The sequence below is a fragment of the Rhizobium sp. CRRU65 genome, assembly GCF_048551595.1.
Classification (GTDB): domain Bacteria; phylum Pseudomonadota; class Alphaproteobacteria; order Rhizobiales; family Rhizobiaceae; genus Rhizobium; species Rhizobium leguminosarum_J.
Window position 1 is genome coordinate 78,364 of the sequence record NZ_JBLYZH010000010.1, and the last position, 20,349, is coordinate 98,712.

Genomic DNA, 20,349 nt, shown 5'->3' on the forward strand with positions numbered 1-20,349 from the left:
CTGTCTATCGTCAGTCCCGGTACCCGGGGCAAGTTGCTTGTCTTGACCGTCATTGGACCATATCCCCTGGAAGACATCCGGCGATCTGAACAGCTTTCGCCGTCGGCGTAATCGTCACAAGTCATCGAGATATTTTCGTCACCCGTCACCTGCAGTCAGCTGGTGACGGATGTCCCGGTGCAATTCATTCCGCCGCGATGCCCATCCGGCTGCGCTCCATTTCCTCGAGCGCACGCCGGTATTCAACCGGCATGACCTTGCGGAATTTCGGGCGGTAGTCGGCCCAGTTGTCGAGGATCTCAGTGGCGCGGGCGGAGCCCGTATAATGCAGATGGTTGGAGATCAGCTGGTAAAGGCGCTCCTCGTCATGGCGCGTCATGTCGCCAGAGACGTCGACGCGTCCCTTGTGCATGAGATCACCGCCGTGATGATGCAGCTTTTCCAGCATGTCGTCCTCCTCAGGCACCGGCTCGAGCTCGACCATTGCCATGTTGCAGCGGCTGGCGAAATCACCGGTTTCATCGAGCACGTAGGCGACACCGCCGGACATGCCGGCTGCAAAGTTGCGGCCCGTGGCGCCGAGCACGACGACGACGCCGCCGGTCATGTATTCGCAGCCATGGTCGCCGACACCCTCGACGATGGCGATCGCGCCCGAATTGCGCACGGCGAAACGTTCGCCCGCCACACCGCGGAAATAGCACTCGCCCTCGGTCGCACCATAAAGCACGGTGTTGCCGACGATGATGGAGTCCTCGGCCACGATCCTTGAATTCTCCGGCGGCCGGATGATGATCTTGCCGCCTGAAAGCCCCTTGCCGACATAGTCGTTGCCGTCGCCGATCAGGTTGAAGGTGACGCCGCGCGCCAGGAAGGCGCCGAAGCTCTGACCTGCGGTGCCGCGAAGTGTCACGTTGATCGTGTCTTCCTTCAGACCGCGATGGCGATAACGCTTGGCGACCTCGCCAGAAAGCATCGCGCCCACCGAACGGTCGACGTTCTTGATGCCGACCTCGAAGGCGACGGGTGTCTTGGCCGTCAGTGCCGGCTGCGCCTGTTCGATCAGCACGCGGTCGAGAATGTCGTCGATCGGGTGCTTCTGCCGGCTCGTCCAGAAGGTCTCTTCCTTGGGAGCGTCAACCTTGTGGAAGATGCGGCTGAAGTCGAGGCCCTTGGCCTTCCAGTGCGACAGCATCTCGTCCTTCTCCAGCAGCTCCGAGGCGCCGATGATCTCGTCAAGCCGGGTGAAGCCGAGCGAGGCGAGGATTTCGCGCACCTCGTTCGCGACGAAGAAGAAATAGTTGATGACATGCTCCGGCGCGCCTTTGAAGCGCTTGCGCAGCACCGGATCCTGGGTCGCCACACCAACAGGACAGGTGTTGAGATGGCACTTGCGCATCATGATGCAGCCGGCGGCAATCAGCGGCGCGGTGGCAAAGCCGAACTCGTCGGCTCCAAGCAGCGCCCCGATGATGACGTCGCGGCCTGTCTTCAGCCCGCCGTCCACCTGCAGGGCGACGCGCGAACGCAAGCCGTTCAGCACCAGCGTCTGCTGAGTCTCGGCAAGGCCGATTTCCCAAGGGCTGCCGGCATGTTTGAGCGACGTCAGCGGCGACGCACCCGTACCGCCGTCGAAGCCGGCGACCGTGATATGGTCGGCGCGCGCCTTGGCGACGCCGGCGGCGACCGTGCCGACGCCGACTTCCGAGACCAGCTTGACCGAGACATCCGCGGTCGGGTTGACGTTCTTCAGATCGTAGATCAGCTGCGCCAGATCTTCGATCGAATAGATGTCGTGATGCGGCGGCGGCGAAATGAGGCCGACACCCGGTGTCGAATGGCGGGTCTTGGCAACCGTCGCGTCAACCTTGTGACCCGGCAGCTGGCCGCCTTCACCAGGCTTGGCGCCTTGCGCGACCTTGATCTGCAGCACGTCGGCATTGACGAGATATTCGGTGGTGACGCCGAAGCGGCCCGAGGCGATCTGCTTGATCGCCGAACGTTCCGGGTTCATCGAACCATCGGCCAGCGGCATATAGCGGTCGGATTCCTCGCCGCCCTCACCGGTGTTCGACTTGCCGCCGATCCGGTTCATGGCGATCGCCAGGGTCGTATGCGCCTCCCTGGAAATCGAGCCGAAGGACATCGCCCCCGTCGAGAAACGCTTGACGATATCGACCGCCGGCTCGACCTCGTCGATCGATACTGGTGTGCGGCCGAGTGCCTCGGCGCTCTTCATCTTGAAGAGCCCGCGGATCGTGTTCATGCGCAGCGCCGAGTTGTTCACCATCTCGGCGAATTCCTGGTAACGGTCCTCGGCATTGCCGCGCACGGCATGCTGAAGGGCGGCGACCGCATCGGGCGTCCAGGCATGGCTTTCGCCGCGCATGCGATAGGCATACTCGCCGCCGATATCGAGCGTCGTCGCCAGGATCGGGTCGGCGCCGAAGGCCGCGGTGTGGCGGGCGACGGTCTCAGCGGCGATTGCCTCGAGGCCAACGCCTTCGATCATGGTCGCGGTTCCGAAGAAATACTTGTCGATGAACTCCGACTGCAGGCCGATCGCATCGAAGATCTGTGCGCCGCAATAGGACTGATAGGTCGAGATACCCATCTTCGACATTACCTTGAGGATGCCTTTGCCGACCGCCTTGATGTAGCGGTAGACGATTTCGGTGGCATCCACTTCCTTCGGGAATTCGCCCTTGGCATGCATGTCGAGCAGCGTGTCGAAGGCGAGATACGGGTTGATCGCCTCGGCGCCGTAGCCGGCGAGTAGGCAGAAATGATGAACCTCGCGCGGTTCGCCGGTCTCGACGACGAGACCGACCGAGGTACGAAGCCCCTTGCGGATCAGGTGGTGATGCACGGCAGCTGTAGCGAGCAATGCGGGAATCGCGATCCGGTCCGGCCCGATCTGGCGGTCGGAGAGCACGATGATGTTATAGCCGCCCTTGACGGCCGCTTCCGCGCGCTCGCAGAGCCGGTCGAGCATCTCGGGCATACCTTCGGCGCCGCGCTCGATATCATAGGTGAAATCGAGCGTCTTGGTGTCGAAACGGTCTTCCGTATGGCCGATCGAGCGGATCTTTTCGAGATCGCCATTGGTCAGGATCGGCTGGCGCACTTCGAGCCGCTTGGCGTTGGCCGCGCCCTCATGGTCGAGAATGTTCGGCCGCGGCCCGATGAAGGAAACCAGGCTCATCACCAGTTCCTCGCGGATCGGGTCGATCGGCGGGTTGGTGACCTGCGCGAAGTTCTGCTTGAAATAGGTGTAGAGCAGCTTCGACTTTTCCGACATGGCCGAGATCGGCGTATCCGTGCCCATCGAACCGATCGCCTCCTGGCCCGTCGTCGCCATCGGCGACATCAGGATGCGGGTATCCTCGAGCGTGTAGCCGAAGGCCTGCTGGCGGTCGAGCAGCGACACGTCGCGGCGCAGCGCCCGCGGTTCCACCGGCTTCAAGTCTTCGAGGATGAGCTGCGTGCGGTTGAGCCAGCTGCGATAGGGATGGGCCGTCGCCAGTTGCGACTTCACCTCGTCGTCTGAGATGATACGGCCTTCTTCCATGTCGATCAGCAGCATCTTGCCCGGCTGCAGGCGCCACTTCTGGATGATGATCTCTTCCGGAACCGGCAGCACGCCGGCTTCGGACGCCATGATGACGCGATCGTCATTGGTGACGAGGTAGCGCGCCGGCCGCAGTCCGTTGCGGTCGAGCGTCGCGCCGATCTGCTTGCCGTCGGTGAAGGCGACCGCGGCCGGCCCGTCCCACGGCTCCATCAGCGCCGCATGATATTCGTAGAAAGCCTTGCGTTCGGTGGCCATCGACTGGTTGCCGGCCCAGGCTTCCGGGATCAGCATCATTACCGCATGCGCCATCGAATAACCGCCGCGCACCAGGAATTCGAGCGCATTGTCGAAGCAGGCCGTGTCCGACTGTCCCTCGTAGGAGATCGGCCAGAGCTTGGAGATGTCCTCGCCAAACAGCGGCGAGGAGACCGACGCCTGGCGCGCCGCCATCCAGTTGACGTTGCCGCGCAGCGTGTTGATCTCGCCGTTATGGGCAACCATGCGGTAGGGATGTGCGAGCTTCCACGACGGGAAGGTGTTGGTCGAGAAGCGCTGATGCACCAGAGCGACCGCGCTTTCGAAACGCGGATCCGACAGGTCCTTGTAATAGACGCCGACCTGATAGGCCAGGAACATGCCCTTGTAGACCACCGTCGCCGACGACAGCGACACCGGATAGAAATTGCTCTCCTCGCCGTCGAACTCGTCATAGATGCGGTTGGAGATTACCTTGCGCAGCGTGAACAGCCGGCGCTCGAACTCGTCGTTGTTTTCGGCATCCTCGCCGGCGCCGATGAAGACCTGCACATGATGCGGCTCGGTTGCGGCAATGGCCGGCGCCTTGGAGAGCGAGGAATTGTCGACCGGCACGTCGCGGAAGCCGATGAAGACCTGACCTTCCTCGGTGATGACGTCCTTGATCACCTTCTTGAAGTGCTCGATCTGCTTTTCATCGCGCGGCATGAAGATATGGCCGACACCATATTCGCCGACCGGCGGCAGGGTGATGCCCTGCTCGGCCATCTCCTCGCGGAAGAAACGGTCGGGGATCTGCACCAGGATGCCGGCCCCGTCACCCATCAGCGGATCGGCGCCGACGGCGCCGCGATGCGTCAGGTTCTCGAGGATGAACAGGCCATCCTTGACGATCTGGTGTGACTTCTGGCCCTTCATATGGGCGACGAAGCCGACGCCGCAGGCATCATGTTCGTTGCGCGGATCGTAGAGGCCCTGCTTCTTCGGCAGGCCGGAGGCGGATTTGGACATATTGGCCGTCGCGCGCAGATTAGCAGCAGCAAACCGGTCAACTTCCATGGATGGCGTCTTCGTCATCATCTTTCCTCCTGTCGAAGCCCGCGGAGCCGCGGGCGGCTTTTCGTCCAGCGCCGCAACCCGAAGATAGGTTCGGCGCATGACAGCGCTGTTGCATTGTGAAGATCGGCCGCAGACATCTGCTTTTAAGGAAAGCAAACCGTCGCGTTCCGCGCCTGCCATTCGCCTCCGCGCGGCGCCCCTTGAGGCTTGACGCTCGGAAGAACTATAGCGTGAAAGCCGGTCTGTTCCAGGGCTTTCGGCGTCTCTTCGGTCACAAAGGCCAAAATAGGACAGCAACACTGTCCTAATTCATCAGTTCTATGCCAGAAAGCATTCGGCTCTGCAAGAGCGCTCCGTTAAAAAACGTCAATTTGCGACGGAAGATTGCCTGGGTAGCGGCGATCGCGCAATAAAATTACGCTGAGACGTGTTATTTTGTTTATTGATTGCGTAGTTCAATTTCCGTGATGTGTCGCAGGCGACAACCTTGATCCTGTGAAGCTTTGGCGTAATGTCCGCTGCGGACTTTGCCAACCCCTTCCTTTCCAACGGTTTCCCCCATGTTCTTTGCTTCCGATAATTGGGCCGGCGCCCACAAATCCATTGCCGAACGTCTGCTGACGGAATCGACCGGCTTTGCCGCCGCCTATGGCGCCGGCGATCTCGACAGGAAGGTCGAGGCCCGTTTTTCCGAGATCTTCGAGCGCGAGGTTTCGGTTTTCTTCGTCGCCACCGGCACGGCCGCCAACTCCCTGTCGCTGGCAAGCGTCCAGCGGCCCGGCGGCATCACCTTCTGCCATTCGGAGGCCCATGTGATCGAGGATGAATGCGGCGCGCCGGAATTTTTCTCCGGCGCTGCCCGTCTCGTTGCCATTGACGGCGAAGCCGGCAAGATCGATCCGGCGAAGCTTTCGGCGAAGATCGCAAGCTTTCCCGAGGACGCCGTCCATCATGGCCGCGCCAGCGCGGTGACCATCACCCAGGCGACCGAGATCGGCACCGTCTATTCCTTGCCGGAGATCGGCGAGATCGCCGCCATATCAAGGAAGCGCAATCTGCCGCTCCACATGGATGGTGCCCGCTTTGCCAACGCCCTGGTCGCACTCGGCGCCACCCCGGCCGAAATGACCTGGAAGCGCGGCGTCGACATGCTGTCCTTCGGCGGCACCAAGAACGGCTGCTGGTGTGCCGAAGCGATCGTCTTCTTCAATCCGGATCGAGCCCGGGAAATGCCCTTCATCCGCAAACGCGCTGCCCAGCTCTTCTCCAAGTCGCGTTTCATCGCCGCCCAGTTCGATGCCTATTTCGAAGATGGCCTCTGGCTCGATCTCGCCCGCCATTCGAACGGCATGGCCGACCGGCTGCGCGCCGGCATCGGCACGAGCAACTCCGCCCGCCTCGCCTGGCCGACCGCATCCAACGAAGTCTTTGCCGTCGTCAGCAAGAGTGCCGTGAAAATTGCGGAGGAAAAGGGCGCGAAGTTTTACGAATGGCCGGTCCCGGCGGCAACGCCCGAGCTCGTTTCCGAAAGCGAAACCCTGATCCGCCTCGTCACCAGCTTCGCGACCACCGAAGCGGATGTCGATGGCTTCTTGAAGTGCCTGGCCGCCTGATCGCCTGCCGGAAAGGGTTGCCGGGCCGGCAGGCCTTTCGGTAACGGGCAAGGATTCACGCCGACCGCAATCCCCTCACCTTTTGCAGAATATCCTCGGACAGTGCCGAGACCAGTGCCTGGTCCGCGCCCTTGCGCGGCACCAGCACGAATTCCACATCCTCCAGCACCGGCAGTTTTCCCACCGCAATCTCCTTCAGACCGGACGGCGCCATGCTGCGCGGCTGCACCAGCACGCCCATCCCGGCCCGCGCCGCCGCCGTCAACCCGCTCAGGCTGCCGCAGGTACAGACGATCCGCCACGGCACCGCGTTTCGCCCGAGTGCTTCGAGCGCGATCACCCGTGTGACGCTCGGCGGCGGAAAGGCGATCAGCGGCAGGGGGCCGGAGGCAAGCACACGCTCGGGATCACGCGCCAGCCAGACGAGTGGCTCGCGATAGACGAGTTTTCCGCGCGCATCGCCGAGCCGGCGCTTGGCAAGCACCAGATCGATCTCGCCATTGTCCTGCATCTCGTAAAGAACACCGGACAGCGCCACCGTCAGTTCCAGGTCGACCGAGGGGTGCGAACGAACGAAATCCTCCAGCACCGCCGGCAACTGGCTAGTGACGAAATCCTCCGACACGCCGAGCCGCAGACTGCCACGCAGGCTGTTATTCTTAAACAGCGACTGCACCTGTCCCTCGATCGAAAGCATGGCGCGCGCATGCGACAGCAGCGCCTCGCCATCGCCGGTCAACATCACCTTATGGGTGTCGCGCGCCAGCAGCCTGCGCCCGAGTGCTGCCTCCAGCCGCTGGATGTGCTGACTGACCGTCGACTGCCCAAGGCCGAGCCTTTCTGCGGCGAGCGTGAAACTGCCCATCTGCTCGACGGCGACGAAACTGCGCAATTGCGAAAGGTCTAACATGATCCAGCTTCTCGATAACTGTTATTTCTTGCATCCTGGATCATAATGGACGACAGAACAATGACTGTTTTATCAAGCCGCGAGATCGTCATGCGCCGCTTTCTGCCCGATACATTCACCATCCTGCTCGTCTGCACCGTCATCCTCGCCTCGGTGTTGCCGGCAAGCGGCACATTCGCGGATTATTTCGGCATCGCCACCGATCTTGCCATCGCGCTGCTGTTCTTCCTGCATGGCGCCCGCCTGTCGCGCGACGTGGTCATCGCAGGCTTGCTGCACTGGCGCCTGCATATCGTCATCCTGCTGACCACCTTCGGCATCTTCCCGTTGCTCGGGATGGCACTCGGGCTGATCCCCGACACGATCCTGCCGCAGCCACTCTATCTCGGCATCCTCTTCCTCTGCGTGCTGCCATCGACGGTGCAGTCGTCGATCGCCTTTACCTCGATGGCCGGCGGCAACGTGCCTGCCGCCATCTGCTCGGCCTCGGCATCCAACATCTTCGGCATGTTCCTGACGCCACTGCTCGTCGGCCTGCTGTTTTCCGTCGGCGGCCATGGCGGCTTCTCCTTCGACGCATTGCAGCAGATCCTGCTGCAGCTGCTTGCCCCCTTCATCCTCGGCCAGATCCTGCAGCCCTGGATCGGCGACTGGATCCGCGCCAAGAAGAAGATCCTGATGCCTGTCGACCGCGGCTCGATCCTGATGGTCGTCTATCTCGCCTTCAGCACGGCGGTGGTCGAGGGCCTGTGGCACACCTTCTCGATTGCCGATATCGCAGTCGTCATCGTCGCCGACATGGTCCTGCTGGCGATTGTCCTGGTGCTGACGATGTTCGGCAGCCGCTGGCTGGGCTTCAACAAGGCCGACCAGATCACCATCACCTTCTGCGGCTCGAAGAAGAGCCTCGCAAGCGGCGTGCCGATGGCGAACGTCATCTTCGCCGGCCAGTCGATCGGCGCGATCGTGCTGCCGCTGATGCTGTTCCACCAGATCCAGCTGATGGTCTGCGCCGTCATCGCCCAGAAATACGCCGCCGCCGCGGCCCGCCGTGCAACGGACAAGGAAATCGACGAGGCAACCAGCCCGGCATGAAGCATGTCGCGCAAAACTGTTCAGCGGTTTTGCGATAACGACATGCGTAAATAAAGTGCGAAAGCGCGAGAAGCGAATCTGAAAGATCGCGACGCGCTTTAAGCCGAAATAGAAAACGGCGCCCCGATGGAGCGCCGTTCGTTTTATCCGATAAGGATCTGATTAGCCGTTGATGATCTGCGCCTCGATGGCCTTCGGAGCCTCGACCGGTTCTGCAGCAATTGCGATCTTGCGGGGCTTCATGGCCTCGGGAATATTGCGCAGAAGGTCGATGTGAAGCAGGCCGTTCTTCAGCGAAGCGGCGGTCACCTCGACATGATCGGCAAGCTGGAAGCGGCGCTCGAAGGCGCGCTTGGCAATGCCGCGGTAGAGGAACTCGCCGCTTTCGGCAGGTTCCTCGTTCTTTTCACCCTTCACGGACAGCACAAGGGCATGGGCTTCGATCGAAAGTTCGGTCTCGTCGAAACCGGCAACGGCCATGGTGATGCGATAGGTGTTTTCACCGGTGCGCTCGATATTATAGGGCGGATAGGTCTGCGCCTGCTCCGGCTGGGCAAGGCTGTCGAGCATGGTGAAGAGCCGGTCGAAACCGACGGTCGAACGATAAAGGGGAGAGAAGTCTACGTGACGCATGATGTCCTCCTGTGGAAGCGACGTGTTGCGATGAAATGCCCCTGAGACCCCATCTTTGGCGGCCTTGGGACGGTTGCGCAGGCCCTGTTCGGCACCCGCAGAAAGGAGATGGTGATGGGATTCGAGGAGTTCAAGACCTTTTTGCAATCGCCTTGATCGGCCCGTGAACCCCGCATGAACGACAGGTTCGGAGCACGTTCAGGCGCATTCACTTAGGAATTTAGGCGTCGGGTGAAATCTGGTCCCGATGGCTGAAGTGCATCGTCCCTTCTTCTTCAGCCTCAACTTCGGCCGGCCGCGAGCACCCTCATGCTCCTGCCGGCCCTTTTCCCCCACCGCTTTCCAAGCCGGATGCCATGCGCTATCCCTGATGCGAAGCAGTCAGCAGCGGCGCATTGGCAAAGTCATGGATCAGGTTCTCTATTCGACGCCCGATAATCCCGCCCCGGAAAACCGCACGGAAGGGTTCTTCGAAACCCATGACGGCCAGCAGCTGCGATACGCCGTCTTCCGCTCGAGCGGCCAGATTGCCAAGGGCACCGTCGTCATCCTGCACGGCCGAAACGAATATATCGAGAAATATTTCGAGACGATCCGCGATCTGACGGCCAAAGGACTCTGGGTCGCGACCTTCGATATGCGCGGCCAGGGCGGCTCGCCCCGGCTCCTGAAGAGCCGCAACCATGGCCACATCCGCCGCTTTGCCGATTACGAGCGTGATCTCGACACCTTCCTCGAAAAGGTGGTGCTTCCGGATACCCGCCTGCCCTTCTATCTGCTCGCGCATTCCACAGGCGGCCTGATCGCGCTGTCGGCTGCGCCCTATCTCACCACCCGTATCGATCGCATGGTGCTGTCGGCGCCCTTCATCGGCCTGACCGGCCAGTCGGCCTCGCCGCGTGTCATCCGCGCTCTGGCCGGCACGCTGGCTGCCGTCGGCCTCGGCTTCCTGCCGCTGACCTCGAAACCGAAGGAGCCGAACTTCAGCGACAACCCGCTGACCTCGGACGAACACCGCTTCGAGCGCAATGTCGCAATGATGAAGGCTCATCCGGAATTGACGCTCGGGCCGCCGACGGCCCGCTGGCTGATCGAGGCTTTCCGCACGATGGACCGGGTCACCTCCCCCTATCATCTCTTCTCGATCACCATCCCGACCATCGTCATCGCGCCGACGCGCGACGGGGTCGTGCCCTACACGGCGCAGGAGCGGCTTTCACGTTATTTCCGCGCCGGCCAACTGGTGCCGATCAACGGCGCCCGGCACGAGATCTTCCAGGAACGGGATATCTACCGTGCCGCCGCCCTTGCCGCCTTCCACGCATTCATTCCCGGCAGCGATGCCGAAGAAAACCAGGACGTCGCCGCCCTCGGCACGTGAGCCGGATCGGCTTTGCCGACCGGGGGATCAGCGCTGCTGACCCTGGGATCAGCGCTGCAGGATGGCGATAGCCTGTTCGTAGACTGCGCGGCTGCCGGCAGCGATGATCGAGCCGCCGTTTTCCGGCCGTCCGCCGTCCCAGGTGGTGATGATGCCGCCCGCCCCCTCGATGACGGGAATGATGCCGCCGACGTCATAGGGTTTCAGGCTGTTTTCGACGACCAGATCGATATGGCCGGCGGCAAGCAGCGCATAGGCATAGCAGTCGCAGCCGTAGCGAAAGAGCCGTACCTGGCTCTCAATCTCGCGGTATTTCTCCATCTCCTCGCCGGCAAAGAGATGCGGCGAGGTAGTGAACAGGATGGCGTTCGAAAGCGTGTCGCACTGGCGCGTCGCCAGCCGCCGCTCGCCCTCCGGCCCGGTATAGATCGAGCCGTTCTGGTCGGCGAAATAACGCTCGCCGGTAAAGGGTTGCTCGATCATGCCCATGATCGCCCGGCCCGCCTGCTGCAGGCCGATCAGCGTTCCCCATACCGGCACGCCGGAGATGAAGGCGCGCGTGCCGTCGATCGGATCGATCACCCAGACATATTCGCGGTCGAGCCCGACATTGCCGTGCTCCTCGCCGAGAATGCCGTGACCGGGGAAACTCTCCTCGATCAGCGCCCGGATGGCGAGTTCGGCCGCCCGGTCGCCCTCCGTCACCGGGTCGAAACCGGAGGAAAGCTTGTTCGTGACATCGAGGCCGGAACGGAAGCGCGGCAGCGTCTCGGCTCGGGCGGCCTCCGCCAGGCGGTTGAAGAACGAACGGTCAGGAAGCATGATTTATCCGTTTGGCTGGCGGGAATGGCGCTTTTCATAGCGAAAAGCAACGGGAATGCAAACGCAGTAGGCAATCTGGATCTAACTGCCCAAAGATATCGCAGCGCAATATATTGCTTGACATTTGTGCAATGCAATAGTAGCGTCTTCATACAGTCTTCTGACTGTAAATACCCTCCTTGGGTGTTTCCTCCCTAGACTTAGCCGCGCTCACAAGCGCGGTTTTTTTTGGCCGGGAAGACGAAGGCCAGAGGTCAGCGGTATCGAAAAAGAGAGCTATTCGGCGGCCAGCGCCCGCTCGCCGGCAAATTTCTCGACGTATTCCGCCATCTGCTGCATGAAGTCCGTGACGGCATCCGCCACCGAGGCGAAATCCTCGCGTTTCTCCAGTGTCAGCTCATCGACATAGATGGCCCGGTTCACCTCGATCTGCAGCGCGTGCAGGCCGCGCGAAGGCCGGCCGTAATGTTCGGTGATGAAGCCGCCGGCATAGGGCTTGTTGCGGATCGCGGCGAAGCCCATTTCCTCGAGGATGGCGATGGCCGCGCGCGAAAGTTCAGCCGAAGCGCTGGTGCCGTAGCGATCACCGATGATGAAATCGGGTCGCGCAGTGCTGCCGGCAACGCGTACATTGCCGGGCATCGAGTGGCAGTCGATCAGCACGCCGAAGCCGAACTGCACATGCGTTCGTGCGATCAGCCGGCGAAGCGCCGCATGATAGGGCTTATAGACCGCTTCGACGCGGTCGAGCCCCTCCTGCACCGGCAGGCGCCGCGCATAGATCTCCATGTTCTCGGCGACGATACGCGGGATGGTGCCTAGCCCGCCGGCGACCCTGAGCGAATTGACATTGGCATAGGGCGGCAGCAGCCCGTCGAACATCCGCGGATCGAGCTCGTAGGGCTCGCGATTGACGTCGAGATAGGCGCGCGGGAAGTTGGCCGCCAGCAGCGGCGCGCCGAGTGCGACGGCCGAGCCGAAGAGCTCGTCGACATAGTGATCTTCGGAACGGCGGATGGCGATGCCCTCCAGCCTGGACTGGGCAATAAATTCCGGTGGATAAATACGGCCGCTGTGGGGGGAGTTGTAGACGAAGGGAATGGTCTGCGACACGGGCTCATGGACCTCAAAAAGCTCGTACTCGCGTATTTCCGGCACTTTCGGCCCTCTTTACCATGTCATGAACTGACTGCTTGGCCCATGTTGCCAGTTGCCCGGCCGCAAGTCCATACTATGTAGAAGGGATGGCGGTCACGCACAGACAATTCACCGGTTGTTTACCGGGTAAAGACTAGTGTAAACGGCTGGCAGCCCACCAAAAACCTATGGATCGCGGTCTGGATTGATGACTCAGAAGATACTTCTCGCCGAAGACGACAACGACATGCGCCGCTTCCTGGTGAAAGCGCTCGAAAAGGCCGGCTACAAGGTCCTTTCCTATGACAATGGCGCCAGCGCCTATGACCGGCTGCGCGAGGAGCCGTTTTCCCTGCTGCTGACCGATATCGTCATGCCCGAGATGGACGGCATCGAGCTGGCGCGCCGCGCCACCGAGCTCGACCCCGACCTGAAGGTGATGTTCATCACCGGTTTTGCTGCCGTGGCGCTGAACCCTGATTCGAAGGCGCCGAAGGATGCCAAGGTCCTTTCCAAGCCTTTCCACCTGCGCGATCTCGTCGATGAGGTCAACAAAATGCTTGCCGCGTAAGGCCTGCGGGCGGCGCGTCACAAAACTGAAAAAAGCCTATTGACGGCTCCGAAGGTTTTGTGATCTATGCGCCGCCATCGGATGGGCGTGTAGCTCAGCGGGAGAGCACTACGTTGACATCGTAGGGGTCACAGGTTCAATCCCTGTCACGCCCACCATCCGATCCCCTTGACCCGCAAGGGGAATTTGAAAAGCAGCTGGTAGCTGTTTTTCTGTTCTTCATGGCCTCGCCCAATCTTCGCCCACGAAACCGCTGTTTTGCAGCGGATAGGTGTTCCGGGTGGTGGTGCCCATAGACGCTGCGGATGATCTTCTCGGAGGTTCCGGAGAAGCCGGCCACCTCCCAGATTGGAACCCCGCGCTGCATCCAGGTGATGCAAGTGTGCTTCAGAATGTGCGGCGTGACGTCTTCGCCAAGTCCAGCCAACTCCCGCGCCCTTGCAAACCCCTTGCGCTCTTTAGCGATCAGCCGGCCATGATATTCGACCGGCCCCATGACAGTGATCTTGCGCCATCGCTCGGCGTGCGGCCGAAGGTTCGACGGGATCGGCACGGTCGGCCGCCGCTTGTTGGTTTCCCGCTCTCCCTGCCCCCGCCTGTAGAGAACGTCATTCGCAAGATCGAGCCATCCTCCGCTGGACGCTACCGAAGAATTCCAGCAGGTGCACGGGGTGGGAACCCCACCAGCTCCGGATGCGCCATGCTGGGCGCACGCTCCGTGCCATAGAACAGCAGCACGTCGGCGATGCTCACCTCCTGAGGCTCGCCCCGGCGCCATTCGGGTTTATGCTTCTCGGCAAGGTACTTTTCGAGCGCTCGATCAGCGCCAGCCCTGTCATCCGGGCCGCATCCTGTGCTGATCTCATTTGATCCGTCGAGGATAACTCAGACGGGTGGCCTGCCCTTGCGCTCGCGGAGGTATTTGCGGACCCCTTCGACTTTCGCGGCATAGTTCCCTCATTCTCTTGATGTCGTTGAGGCTGACATAGGTCTTGCCGGCGATGCTCTCGCACTCAAGGCGGTTTCATGGAATGGGCAACGCTACGCTTTTCCTAGGTTCGCGCTGATCTTCCGTACCACCCGAACCCTTTGCGCAGCAAAAGGCAGTCGCAACTATCGCGCCCCCGCACCCCTTTGCGCAAGCAGATGCCGCCGGAACTATCCGGCGGGAACGGCTGAAGCTTGCCTCGTTGCCGTTGTCGACGGGATCTGTTGACTATCAACAGGCTCCACCGAGAGAATCAGTTCCGACAAATCTTGTGATGGACTTTTGCCGAAACGCGTCGTCGCGATTCTAAAACGCGCCCACCAAACGGGGGCGCCGACAAGTGCAAACTGTGGATTATGTGGATAGCAGCAGGTCAACGGCCGGTTTTCACAAGTCTTTTCATGACCTTAGTGCTTCAGGTGGAAGGCTATGTTTTTAAACAGCTTTTAATTGTGGATGGAGAAAAACCTAGTTGGTGCAGATGCTTATGGCATGCACCCGTTCCACAGGGTGTTAATTTTCAACCCCTTGACGGAATCAACGGTTTCAAACTTTACTTTCCTCACTGATCGCCAATCGGGCGAGCAGGGCACGAAAAAGGCCGGGGGTGCAACCCCGGCCTCGTGTCGAATAAACCGAAGGCCTCGATCGGCAAAACGGCTCACCCCTTAACAACCCCAAGGATACTTGGGGAGGATGGCCTGTCAAGCTGATCGAGGTTTCTTAACCAGTAGGAAACTCGAAAATGAAGCATACGAACCACCGCCTCACTCTCGACGACGCCGTACAGGTCTGGCTGCACAGCTGGAACGGCGAGTATCAGCACGAGATCGCTTTCCGCTTCGGCGTCAATCAGGGACGCGTCAATGAAGTGCTGAAGGGTAAGCGCCACTCTGGCAGCGAGCAGATTGCTCGGGAAAAGCGCGACCTTCACTGACGTCATAGGGGGCGGACCCCGCACGCCCTTGAAGCTTGATGCCCACCCGCCGGACTGTGAGAACCCTCCGGCGGGTGATCGTCCGACCTTTCATTGAAAGTGAAGCGTAGATGAGCGCCCGATATAGTGAACCAAGAATAGACAAGACCGAATTCAACTGCCCACACTGCGGCGTTCGCGCCACCCAGCATTGGAACAACCTTCATCAGGATCGAGGGAAGAAGGGGGAAACGCCAATGCGATTTACTACGGAGAGTGCGGACGCGTTGCTGGCAAAGATAAGGCAGGAACAGCAGGCTGCGCCGCCCGAATCTTTTGTCAAAGATTTGTACCGCCGAGTTGGAGGGGAGACTTTCTTCGGTGGGGCTAGGGAGGCCGTCTACGATGCACGCGTTGTCTGGAATTTGAACGCTGCCCAATGTGATCATTGCGGCGACGTCTCGATATGGCTTCACTCACAGATGATCTATCCAGCCGGGAGCGATATTCCGGCCCATGAGGACATGCCACGCGTCGTAAAGGAAACGTTCGTCGAGGCAGCGAAGATTGTTTCAGCGTCACCCAGGGCGTCCGCTGCGCTAGCTCGACTTGCATTGCAGCAACTCTGCAAAGAGCTGGACTGCAAGAAAGAGCAGCTCCACGAGCAGATTGGTGAATTGGTGGCGAGGGGCCTCAGCCCAGACATTCAGAAAATGCTCGACTCGGTCCGCGTGATCGGAAACAACGCCGTCCATCCCGGCGAGATTGACATGAAGGACGACGAGCCGACTGCACGTTTCATCCTCGAATGTATGAATAGAATCGTTCAACGCCTGATTACCGAGCGGGTGGAGGTCGATGCCCTCTACAACTTGCTTCCAGAAGGCACCCGCATTGCGATTGAAAAGCGTGATGCGAAGCAACCGCAACCGGCACCAGCCGACAAGGAGACCGGTCCATGACGACCTACGCCTATGCGGCCACCTTTGAGCCGACGGACGGCTTCATCGTTACCTTCGAGGATGTCCCCGAGGCCATAGATGCGCTCGGTGTCGCCCTGCTCGCGATGGTGGTCGTCGGGCTTTTGTCAGATTCGTGCAGCTTGCAGTGATGGCGTGTTCGCATATGAGGACGTGCTCACGCGATCATCGATTGCACTACCGTTGCCGAAAGTTCAGCCCATCGTTGCCCAAGCATCCGGAAGCGCGGTTTTGTGACGGATAGATGACGAGTTTATGACAAAAAGCGTGTGATTTCAGCAACATAGACATGCCAGCCTACTGTCACGATCGACAATGTCGTTGCAGTGCAACATACCCTATGTAACTTCCGCGGCGAGGCAGGCACCGAGCCAAAAAGGTGCCGCTTCGGTCACACGGGGTGAAGACACGTAGGGACTGCCGAGCGCAGACGGTCTTCATCCTCTTGCATCTGAACTGGAGGTTATTCCATGAACATCAAGAGCCTTCTTCTCGGCTCCGCTGCTGCACTTGCAGCAGTATCCGGCGCTCAGGCTGCTGACGCTATCGTTGCTGCCGAGCCGGAACCGGTTGAATACGTCCGCGTCTGCGACGCCTACGGCACCGGCTACTTCTACATCCCGGGCACCGAAACCTGCCTCAAGATCAACGGCTACGTCCGTTTCCAGGTTGACGTTGCTCCGCACGCCAGCTCGATTGGCGCCGGCGGCGGTGGTGCTGTCGCCAACGACTCGGACTGGGATGCCCGCACGCGCGGTCAGGTTCAGTTCACGGCCAAGAGCGACACCGAATATGGTCCGCTGACCGGCGTTATCGTCATGCAGTTCAATGCTGACAACGCTTCTGCCCAGAAAGCCCAGCTGGACTCCGCTTACCTCGACATCGCCGGCTTCCGCGCTGGTCTGTTCTACAGCTGGTGGGACGATGGCCTCTCCGGCGAAACCGACGATATCGGTTCTCCGGTAACGCTGCACAACTCCATCCGTTATCAGTACGAAACCGACGCCTTCTACGCTGGCATCAGCGTTGACGAGCTGGAAGACAGCCCGTTCTATGATGGCGAAACCGCTAACAACTTCGGCGTTGCAGTCGGTCTCGGCGGCAAGGCTGGTGCATTCAGCTACCAGATCACTGCCGGTTACGACACCGACAACGAAGAAGGCGCCGTCCGCGCTATGGGTACGGTTGCTGTCGGTCCGGGCACGCTCGGCCTCGCAGTTGTCTACGCGACCAACCCGAACGCCTACTACAACAAGGCTGAATGGGCGATCGCTGCTGAATACGCCATCAAGGCGACTGACAAGCTGAAGATTACCCCGGCTGTCCAGTACTACAGCGACTACGGCGTCACTGCTGGCGAGTTCAACGACGGCGATGCCTGGAAGGCCGGCGTGACGATCGACTACCAGATCGTCGAGAACCTCTCCACGAAGATTTCGGTTCAGTACCTCGATCCGGAAGATGCTGACGACGTCACCTCGGGCTTCTTCCGCCTGCAGCGCGCGTTCTGAAAAAGGGCTGCCGGTTGGACCGGCGGCTGCAAATTCCTGATCTGACTGACCTCCGATCGGGAAAGAATGGGCCTGGACTTCCCTGCCTGGGCCCATTCCCCTTGACCAGACATGCGTCCAAGACGGCACGCTCGATGAGTGCCTGCCCCTATCTCGTGTCACATCGGTTCGTTGCCGATGTCCGGCGGCCTATGTCATTGCTGGACCTTGTAACCAGCAAGCTCAACCAACTTTTTACTCATCTGCCGCCGATTGCCGAGTTAGCCCTGCGGCCGAAAAAAATTTGCGTTTCAGCAACAACGGCGCCAAATTCGGACACAGACCCATGCCATGGCGAACCGAGGGTGAGGTAGTGATTCGCCTCGCCACGACACGGGGTTTGAGATCGAAATGAAGTTATCCGTGCTTGCCGCCGCCGCAATTTTTTCCGCCGCCCTTGCCTTGCCGGCCTCTGCCGCGCCGGCCGCGCCCGTCGAGACCTTTCCCGGTGCGCCCGGCGTCATTACCCTTTCCGGCAAATGCGCCAAGCTGGTCGTTGCCAAATTCGACGCCACCAAGGGCTGCAAGAACGAGCTTGCCAGCGTCACGCTGGCCAATGGCTTGGTGACCTTCATCTTCACCTCGGACGGCAAGGCGCTCGGCTTCCAGGGCGACGGCAGCGGCATCAAGCCCGCCTCCAACGGCAATGCCCGCCTGCCGCTCAGCCTCGTCACGACAGGTGTCGGCAACAAGATGACCGGAGAGGTCAAGGTTGCCGGCTTCTGCACCTTCGGCAATCCCTATGCCGGCAAGCCGATCGCGATCGAATGCACCGCCGAGAGCAAGGATTCCTCGTTTACCGGCAGCTTCCGTACCGGCGGCAAGCTGGTGAAAAAGGGTAAGTAGCCGCCCTCAGGCGCACCAGGCGCCGCCGGCGACCCCTGGTTTGCGTGCCAGGCCCTCGTTGATCAGCTGCGCGCCGAAAGAGCGCCCGTCGCGCGAGACGACGCGCGGCGCGCCAGAGGGCTCGCCCTTGCCCGCAGCATTCATGGTGAAGGGGCCGGCGTTCAGAAGCGCCAGCAGCCGCGACTTGGCGGCAAAGGCCACCCGGCGCTCGCCGTCACAGCGCGCCTGGTCAACCACCGGGCTCGCCATGTCGGCAATCACGATCTTTTCGCCCTTGTACCAGAAGACGCCACCGTCGCTGACGCAATTGATATGGGCGCCCTGCCCGCAATAGCCGAAGGCGACTGTCCCGGTTTCCGAAACGGCCGGGGAGGCCGGGGACGGCACTGCCTTTATCGGCTGGATCATCGGCGTCGGGATCGCCGCCGGCGGCAGCGATTGCGACTGTGGCAGCGGCAACGCGACTTTCGGCGTGGGTGCGGCAAGCGCCACCTGCTTCGGCGGCACGTCCTTCCTGACGACGGGCCTTGGCTCCGCCGTTTCCCGCGTGATCGACGTCGATTGCCTTGCAAGCATCGGCTGGATGCTCTTCCAATCGTCGTGGACGACGATGCCGCCGATCGCGGCAATGCCGATCACCGCCCAGGGCAGCAATCCGCCACCGCTGCTGCGCGCTTTGCTCTTTCCTCTGGCCGGCGCCTTGCGGCGGCCGCGTGTCGCTGTCTTGGCCATCTGTCCGATTCCCGTGAGGCCGGGATTATCGCTGCCCAATCCTTTCCGAAAGGTTGGCGCGGCGACAGGATGATGCCTGGTGCGCCGAACTTTCCCTCCAATGACATGCAAGCGCCGGCGCGGACCGGAGAGACCAACGGGACGGCCGAAACGCATGAGGGAAAAAAGCTGAACAAATTCCGCGCTCAGACGTTAGCCAGCGAAAAATTCCATCTATTCTGGGGAAAAATCCATGGATCTCATCATCGCCGACATAATACCGGCGTCGCGTATCCACTATCCCGTCATCTTCGCCCGCCTCTTCGGCGCCATCGTCTTCGGCGGGCTGATCGGCTTCGAACGCGAGGCACGCGACCGCCCGGCGGGCTTCCGCACCCATATTCTGATTAGTCTTGCCGCTGCCCTCTTCGCCATCATCTCGATCGAGGCCGTGCACATGCCGGGTTTTACCGATGACGAGCAGGTGCGCATCGATCCGCTGCGCGTCATCGAAGCAGTGACCGCCGGCGTCGCCTTCCTTGCCGCCGGCATGATCGTCTTTGCAAGAGGTCGGGTGCACGGGCTGACGACGGGCGCCGGCATGTGGCTCTCCGGCGCGATCGGCCTCGCCATGGGCTTCGGCTATTGGCCGCTCGCCTTCTTCACGACGATCGTCGCCATCTGCGTACTCTTCGCCTTCGGCAAACTCGAACAGCGGTTCGGCTTTAATTCCGGACAGCGTGTCGATCGCGATGAACAGAAATAGAAAAGCAAAGCGCCCGGCATCATGCCGGGCGCTCGTGTTGTCGGCGTGCCCTTCTGTGGGTCACTCGGCTGTTGGCCATTCAGCGCGTGTAGCCGAAGGATCGCTTTTACCAACCGACACGGTGCCGCCGATGGCGGAGAGCGGCTTCTGGCGTTTGCCGATATTGATGCGTTCGTCCGCCGCCTCGCGTACGGCCTTCCATTCATTTTCGTGCCGGATGAAGATTTCGCGGGGCACAAAGTTGATCGTCATATGTTTCTCACCCTGTTTCAAATCTACTGTCATCGCCCAAGGGCTTCCGGAATAGCCGTTATTTCTTGGTCTCTGCATTGCCCTTGATGTCGGGGCCACCCTTGGAAAGATCGGCGCCGGTAACATGGGCCGGCACGTGAATGTCGTGGTAGACGCCGGGCGTAAGCGTCAAGTCGACATGATGCGGCGGCAGCACCTGCGCCTTCTGCATGCGGTTCGGCTTCGACCGCTTCATGCGGTCGGACGCCTCCGTGCGTTTGTCGGGAAGATGGGTCGAAGTGTGCATCATC

General features: G+C 61.0%; 19 protein-coding genes and 1 tRNA gene. 11 read left to right on the plus strand and 9 right to left on the minus strand.

The annotated features are described in order from the left end of the window. Positions 1-184 precede the first annotated feature (184 nt). Positions 185-4,909 carry a glutamate synthase large subunit gene (gene gltB / locus ACM5SV_RS20605; protein WP_012758950.1) on the minus strand — a complete coding sequence of 1,575 codons (4,725 nt, stop codon included), beginning with the start codon at positions 4,907-4,909 and terminating at the stop codon, positions 185-187. Between the two features lie 539 nt (positions 4,910-5,448). Here gltB and ACM5SV_RS20610 point away from each other — a divergent pair. Next, entirely contained in the window at positions 5,449-6,501 is a 1,053-nt protein-coding gene (locus ACM5SV_RS20610) for a threonine aldolase family protein (RefSeq protein ID WP_012758951.1), read from the plus strand. 55 nt (positions 6,502-6,556) lie between these two features. Here ACM5SV_RS20610 and ACM5SV_RS20615 read toward each other — a convergent pair whose 3' ends face one another. Further along, positions 6,557-7,411, minus strand: a complete 855-nt coding sequence (locus ACM5SV_RS20615) for a LysR family transcriptional regulator (RefSeq protein WP_128438536.1) — start codon at positions 7,409-7,411, stop codon at positions 6,557-6,559. A 45-nt stretch (positions 7,412-7,456) separates the two neighbouring features. On the opposite strand from ACM5SV_RS20615, the gene ACM5SV_RS20620 reads away from it, so the two are divergent. Further along, positions 7,457-8,506, plus strand: coding sequence for a bile acid:sodium symporter family protein (locus tag ACM5SV_RS20620; protein ID WP_128438537.1), 1,050 nt, complete (start codon positions 7,457-7,459; stop codon positions 8,504-8,506). A gap of 162 nt (positions 8,507-8,668) precedes the next feature. Here ACM5SV_RS20620 and ACM5SV_RS20625 read toward each other — a convergent pair whose 3' ends face one another. Further along, entirely contained in the window at positions 8,669-9,139 is a 471-nt protein-coding gene (locus ACM5SV_RS20625) for an Hsp20 family protein (RefSeq protein WP_012758954.1), read from the minus strand. 406 nt (positions 9,140-9,545) lie between these two features. On the opposite strand from ACM5SV_RS20625, the gene ACM5SV_RS20630 reads away from it, so the two are divergent. Next, entirely contained in the window at positions 9,546-10,520 is a 975-nt protein-coding gene (locus tag ACM5SV_RS20630) for an alpha/beta fold hydrolase (RefSeq protein WP_012758955.1), read from the plus strand. 48 nt (positions 10,521-10,568) lie between these two features. Here ACM5SV_RS20630 and hisN read toward each other — a convergent pair whose 3' ends face one another. Both hisN and ACM5SV_RS20640 read right to left on the minus strand, forming a co-directional pair. Then, positions 10,569-11,342 (minus strand): histidinol-phosphatase, encoded by a 774-nt coding sequence (hisN, locus tag ACM5SV_RS20635; protein WP_012758956.1) that lies wholly within the window; start codon positions 11,340-11,342, stop codon positions 10,569-10,571. A gap of 276 nt (positions 11,343-11,618) precedes the next feature. Then, positions 11,619-12,500, minus strand: coding sequence for an N-formylglutamate amidohydrolase (locus ACM5SV_RS20640; protein ID WP_221968732.1), 882 nt, complete (start codon positions 12,498-12,500; stop codon positions 11,619-11,621). A gap of 187 nt (positions 12,501-12,687) precedes the next feature. On the opposite strand from ACM5SV_RS20640, the gene cpdR1 reads away from it, so the two are divergent. Further along, entirely contained in the window at positions 12,688-13,050 is a 363-nt protein-coding gene (gene cpdR1 / locus ACM5SV_RS20645; RefSeq protein WP_003542883.1) for a response regulator CpdR1, read from the plus strand. An 83-nt stretch (positions 13,051-13,133) separates the two neighbouring features. After that, positions 13,134-13,208: transfer RNA gene (locus ACM5SV_RS20650), tRNA-Val, on the plus strand. On the opposite strand, the gene ACM5SV_RS20655 is transcribed toward ACM5SV_RS20650, so the two are convergent. Continuing rightward, the gene (locus tag ACM5SV_RS20655) at positions 13,187-13,546 is read right to left on the minus strand and encodes a hypothetical protein (protein ID WP_419425392.1); all 360 of its coding nucleotides are present in this window, start codon (positions 13,544-13,546) and stop codon (positions 13,187-13,189) included. The two genes, ACM5SV_RS20650 and ACM5SV_RS20655, sit on opposite strands and share 22 nt — an antisense overlap. Positions 13,547-14,783: 1,237 nt before the next feature. Between ACM5SV_RS20655 and ACM5SV_RS20660 the strand changes: the two genes are divergently transcribed. From ACM5SV_RS20660 to ACM5SV_RS20680, 5 genes are all read left to right on the plus strand, one after another. Further along, on the plus strand, positions 14,784-14,975 hold the full coding sequence (locus tag ACM5SV_RS20660; RefSeq protein WP_168256373.1) for a DUF4159 domain-containing protein: 192 nt from the start codon (positions 14,784-14,786) through the stop codon (positions 14,973-14,975). 236 nt (positions 14,976-15,211) lie between these two features. Next, positions 15,212-15,916, plus strand: a complete 705-nt coding sequence (locus tag ACM5SV_RS20665; RefSeq protein ID WP_222014762.1) for a DUF4145 domain-containing protein — start codon at positions 15,212-15,214, stop codon at positions 15,914-15,916. Next, positions 15,913-16,065: a hypothetical protein gene (locus ACM5SV_RS20670; RefSeq protein WP_260686459.1), complete on the plus strand. Its 153-nt coding sequence runs from the start codon at positions 15,913-15,915 to the stop codon at positions 16,063-16,065. The genes ACM5SV_RS20665 and ACM5SV_RS20670 overlap by 4 nt, the downstream gene beginning before the upstream one ends. Positions 16,066-16,404: 339 nt before the next feature. Beyond that, positions 16,405-17,445, plus strand: a complete 1,041-nt coding sequence (locus ACM5SV_RS20675; RefSeq protein WP_221968735.1) for a porin — start codon at positions 16,405-16,407, stop codon at positions 17,443-17,445. Positions 17,446-17,835: 390 nt separating this feature from the next. After that, entirely contained in the window at positions 17,836-18,330 is a 495-nt protein-coding gene (locus tag ACM5SV_RS20680) for a hypothetical protein (RefSeq protein ID WP_221968736.1), read from the plus strand. A 6-nt stretch (positions 18,331-18,336) separates the two neighbouring features. On the opposite strand, the gene ACM5SV_RS20685 is transcribed toward ACM5SV_RS20680, so the two are convergent. Further along, positions 18,337-19,062 carry a hypothetical protein gene (locus tag ACM5SV_RS20685; protein WP_419425393.1) on the minus strand — a complete coding sequence of 242 codons (726 nt, stop codon included), beginning with the start codon at positions 19,060-19,062 and terminating at the stop codon, positions 18,337-18,339. Positions 19,063-19,294: 232 nt separating this feature from the next. Here ACM5SV_RS20685 and ACM5SV_RS20690 point away from each other — a divergent pair, with 232 nt between their 5' ends. Beyond that, positions 19,295-19,807, plus strand: a complete 513-nt coding sequence (locus ACM5SV_RS20690) for an MgtC/SapB family protein (RefSeq protein ID WP_012758961.1) — start codon at positions 19,295-19,297, stop codon at positions 19,805-19,807. Positions 19,808-19,867: 60 nt separating this feature from the next. Here ACM5SV_RS20690 and ACM5SV_RS20695 read toward each other — a convergent pair whose 3' ends face one another. After that, entirely contained in the window at positions 19,868-20,059 is a 192-nt protein-coding gene (locus tag ACM5SV_RS20695) for a hypothetical protein (protein WP_017995172.1), read from the minus strand. Between the two features lie 58 nt (positions 20,060-20,117). Further along, positions 20,118-20,348 (minus strand): hypothetical protein, encoded by a 231-nt coding sequence (locus ACM5SV_RS20700; protein WP_017995173.1) that lies wholly within the window; start codon positions 20,346-20,348, stop codon positions 20,118-20,120. Position 20,349 lies beyond the last annotated feature (1 nt).

What these genes read in the sequence shown, in the direction of transcription:
- gltB (WP_012758950.1), bottom strand. Translation starts at nt 4,909, where the DNA reads ATGATGACGAAGACGCCATCCATGGAAGTTGACCGGTTTGCTGCTGCT.
- ACM5SV_RS20610 (WP_012758951.1), top strand. Translation starts at nt 5,449, where the DNA reads ATGTTCTTTGCTTCCGATAATTGGGCCGGCGCCCACAAATCCATTGCC.
- ACM5SV_RS20615 (WP_128438536.1), bottom strand. Translation starts at nt 7,411, where the DNA reads ATGTTAGACCTTTCGCAATTGCGCAGTTTCGTCGCCGTCGAGCAGATG.
- ACM5SV_RS20620 (WP_128438537.1), top strand. Translation starts at nt 7,457, where the DNA reads ATGGACGACAGAACAATGACTGTTTTATCAAGCCGCGAGATCGTCATG.
- ACM5SV_RS20625 (WP_012758954.1), bottom strand. Translation starts at nt 9,139, where the DNA reads ATGCGTCACGTAGACTTCTCTCCCCTTTATCGTTCGACCGTCGGTTTC.
- ACM5SV_RS20630 (WP_012758955.1), top strand. Translation starts at nt 9,546, where the DNA reads ATGGATCAGGTTCTCTATTCGACGCCCGATAATCCCGCCCCGGAAAAC.
- hisN (WP_012758956.1), bottom strand. Translation starts at nt 11,342, where the DNA reads ATGCTTCCTGACCGTTCGTTCTTCAACCGCCTGGCGGAGGCCGCCCGA.
- cpdR1 (WP_003542883.1), top strand. Translation starts at nt 12,688, where the DNA reads ATGACTCAGAAGATACTTCTCGCCGAAGACGACAACGACATGCGCCGC.
- ACM5SV_RS20655 (WP_419425392.1), bottom strand. Translation starts at nt 13,546, where the DNA reads ATGGGGCCGGTCGAATATCATGGCCGGCTGATCGCTAAAGAGCGCAAG.
- ACM5SV_RS20660 (WP_168256373.1), top strand. Translation starts at nt 14,784, where the DNA reads ATGAAGCATACGAACCACCGCCTCACTCTCGACGACGCCGTACAGGTC.
- ACM5SV_RS20665 (WP_222014762.1), top strand. Translation starts at nt 15,212, where the DNA reads ATGCGATTTACTACGGAGAGTGCGGACGCGTTGCTGGCAAAGATAAGG.
- ACM5SV_RS20670 (WP_260686459.1), top strand. Translation starts at nt 15,913, where the DNA reads ATGACGACCTACGCCTATGCGGCCACCTTTGAGCCGACGGACGGCTTC.
- ACM5SV_RS20675 (WP_221968735.1), top strand. Translation starts at nt 16,405, where the DNA reads ATGAACATCAAGAGCCTTCTTCTCGGCTCCGCTGCTGCACTTGCAGCA.
- ACM5SV_RS20680 (WP_221968736.1), top strand. Translation starts at nt 17,836, where the DNA reads ATGAAGTTATCCGTGCTTGCCGCCGCCGCAATTTTTTCCGCCGCCCTT.
- ACM5SV_RS20685 (WP_419425393.1), bottom strand. Translation starts at nt 19,062, where the DNA reads ATGGCCAAGACAGCGACACGCGGCCGCCGCAAGGCGCCGGCCAGAGGA.
- ACM5SV_RS20690 (WP_012758961.1), top strand. Translation starts at nt 19,295, where the DNA reads ATGGATCTCATCATCGCCGACATAATACCGGCGTCGCGTATCCACTAT.
- ACM5SV_RS20695 (WP_017995172.1), bottom strand. Translation starts at nt 20,059, where the DNA reads ATGACGATCAACTTTGTGCCCCGCGAAATCTTCATCCGGCACGAAAAT.
- ACM5SV_RS20700 (WP_017995173.1), bottom strand. Translation starts at nt 20,348, where the DNA reads ATGATGCACACTTCGACCCATCTTCCCGACAAACGCACGGAGGCGTCC.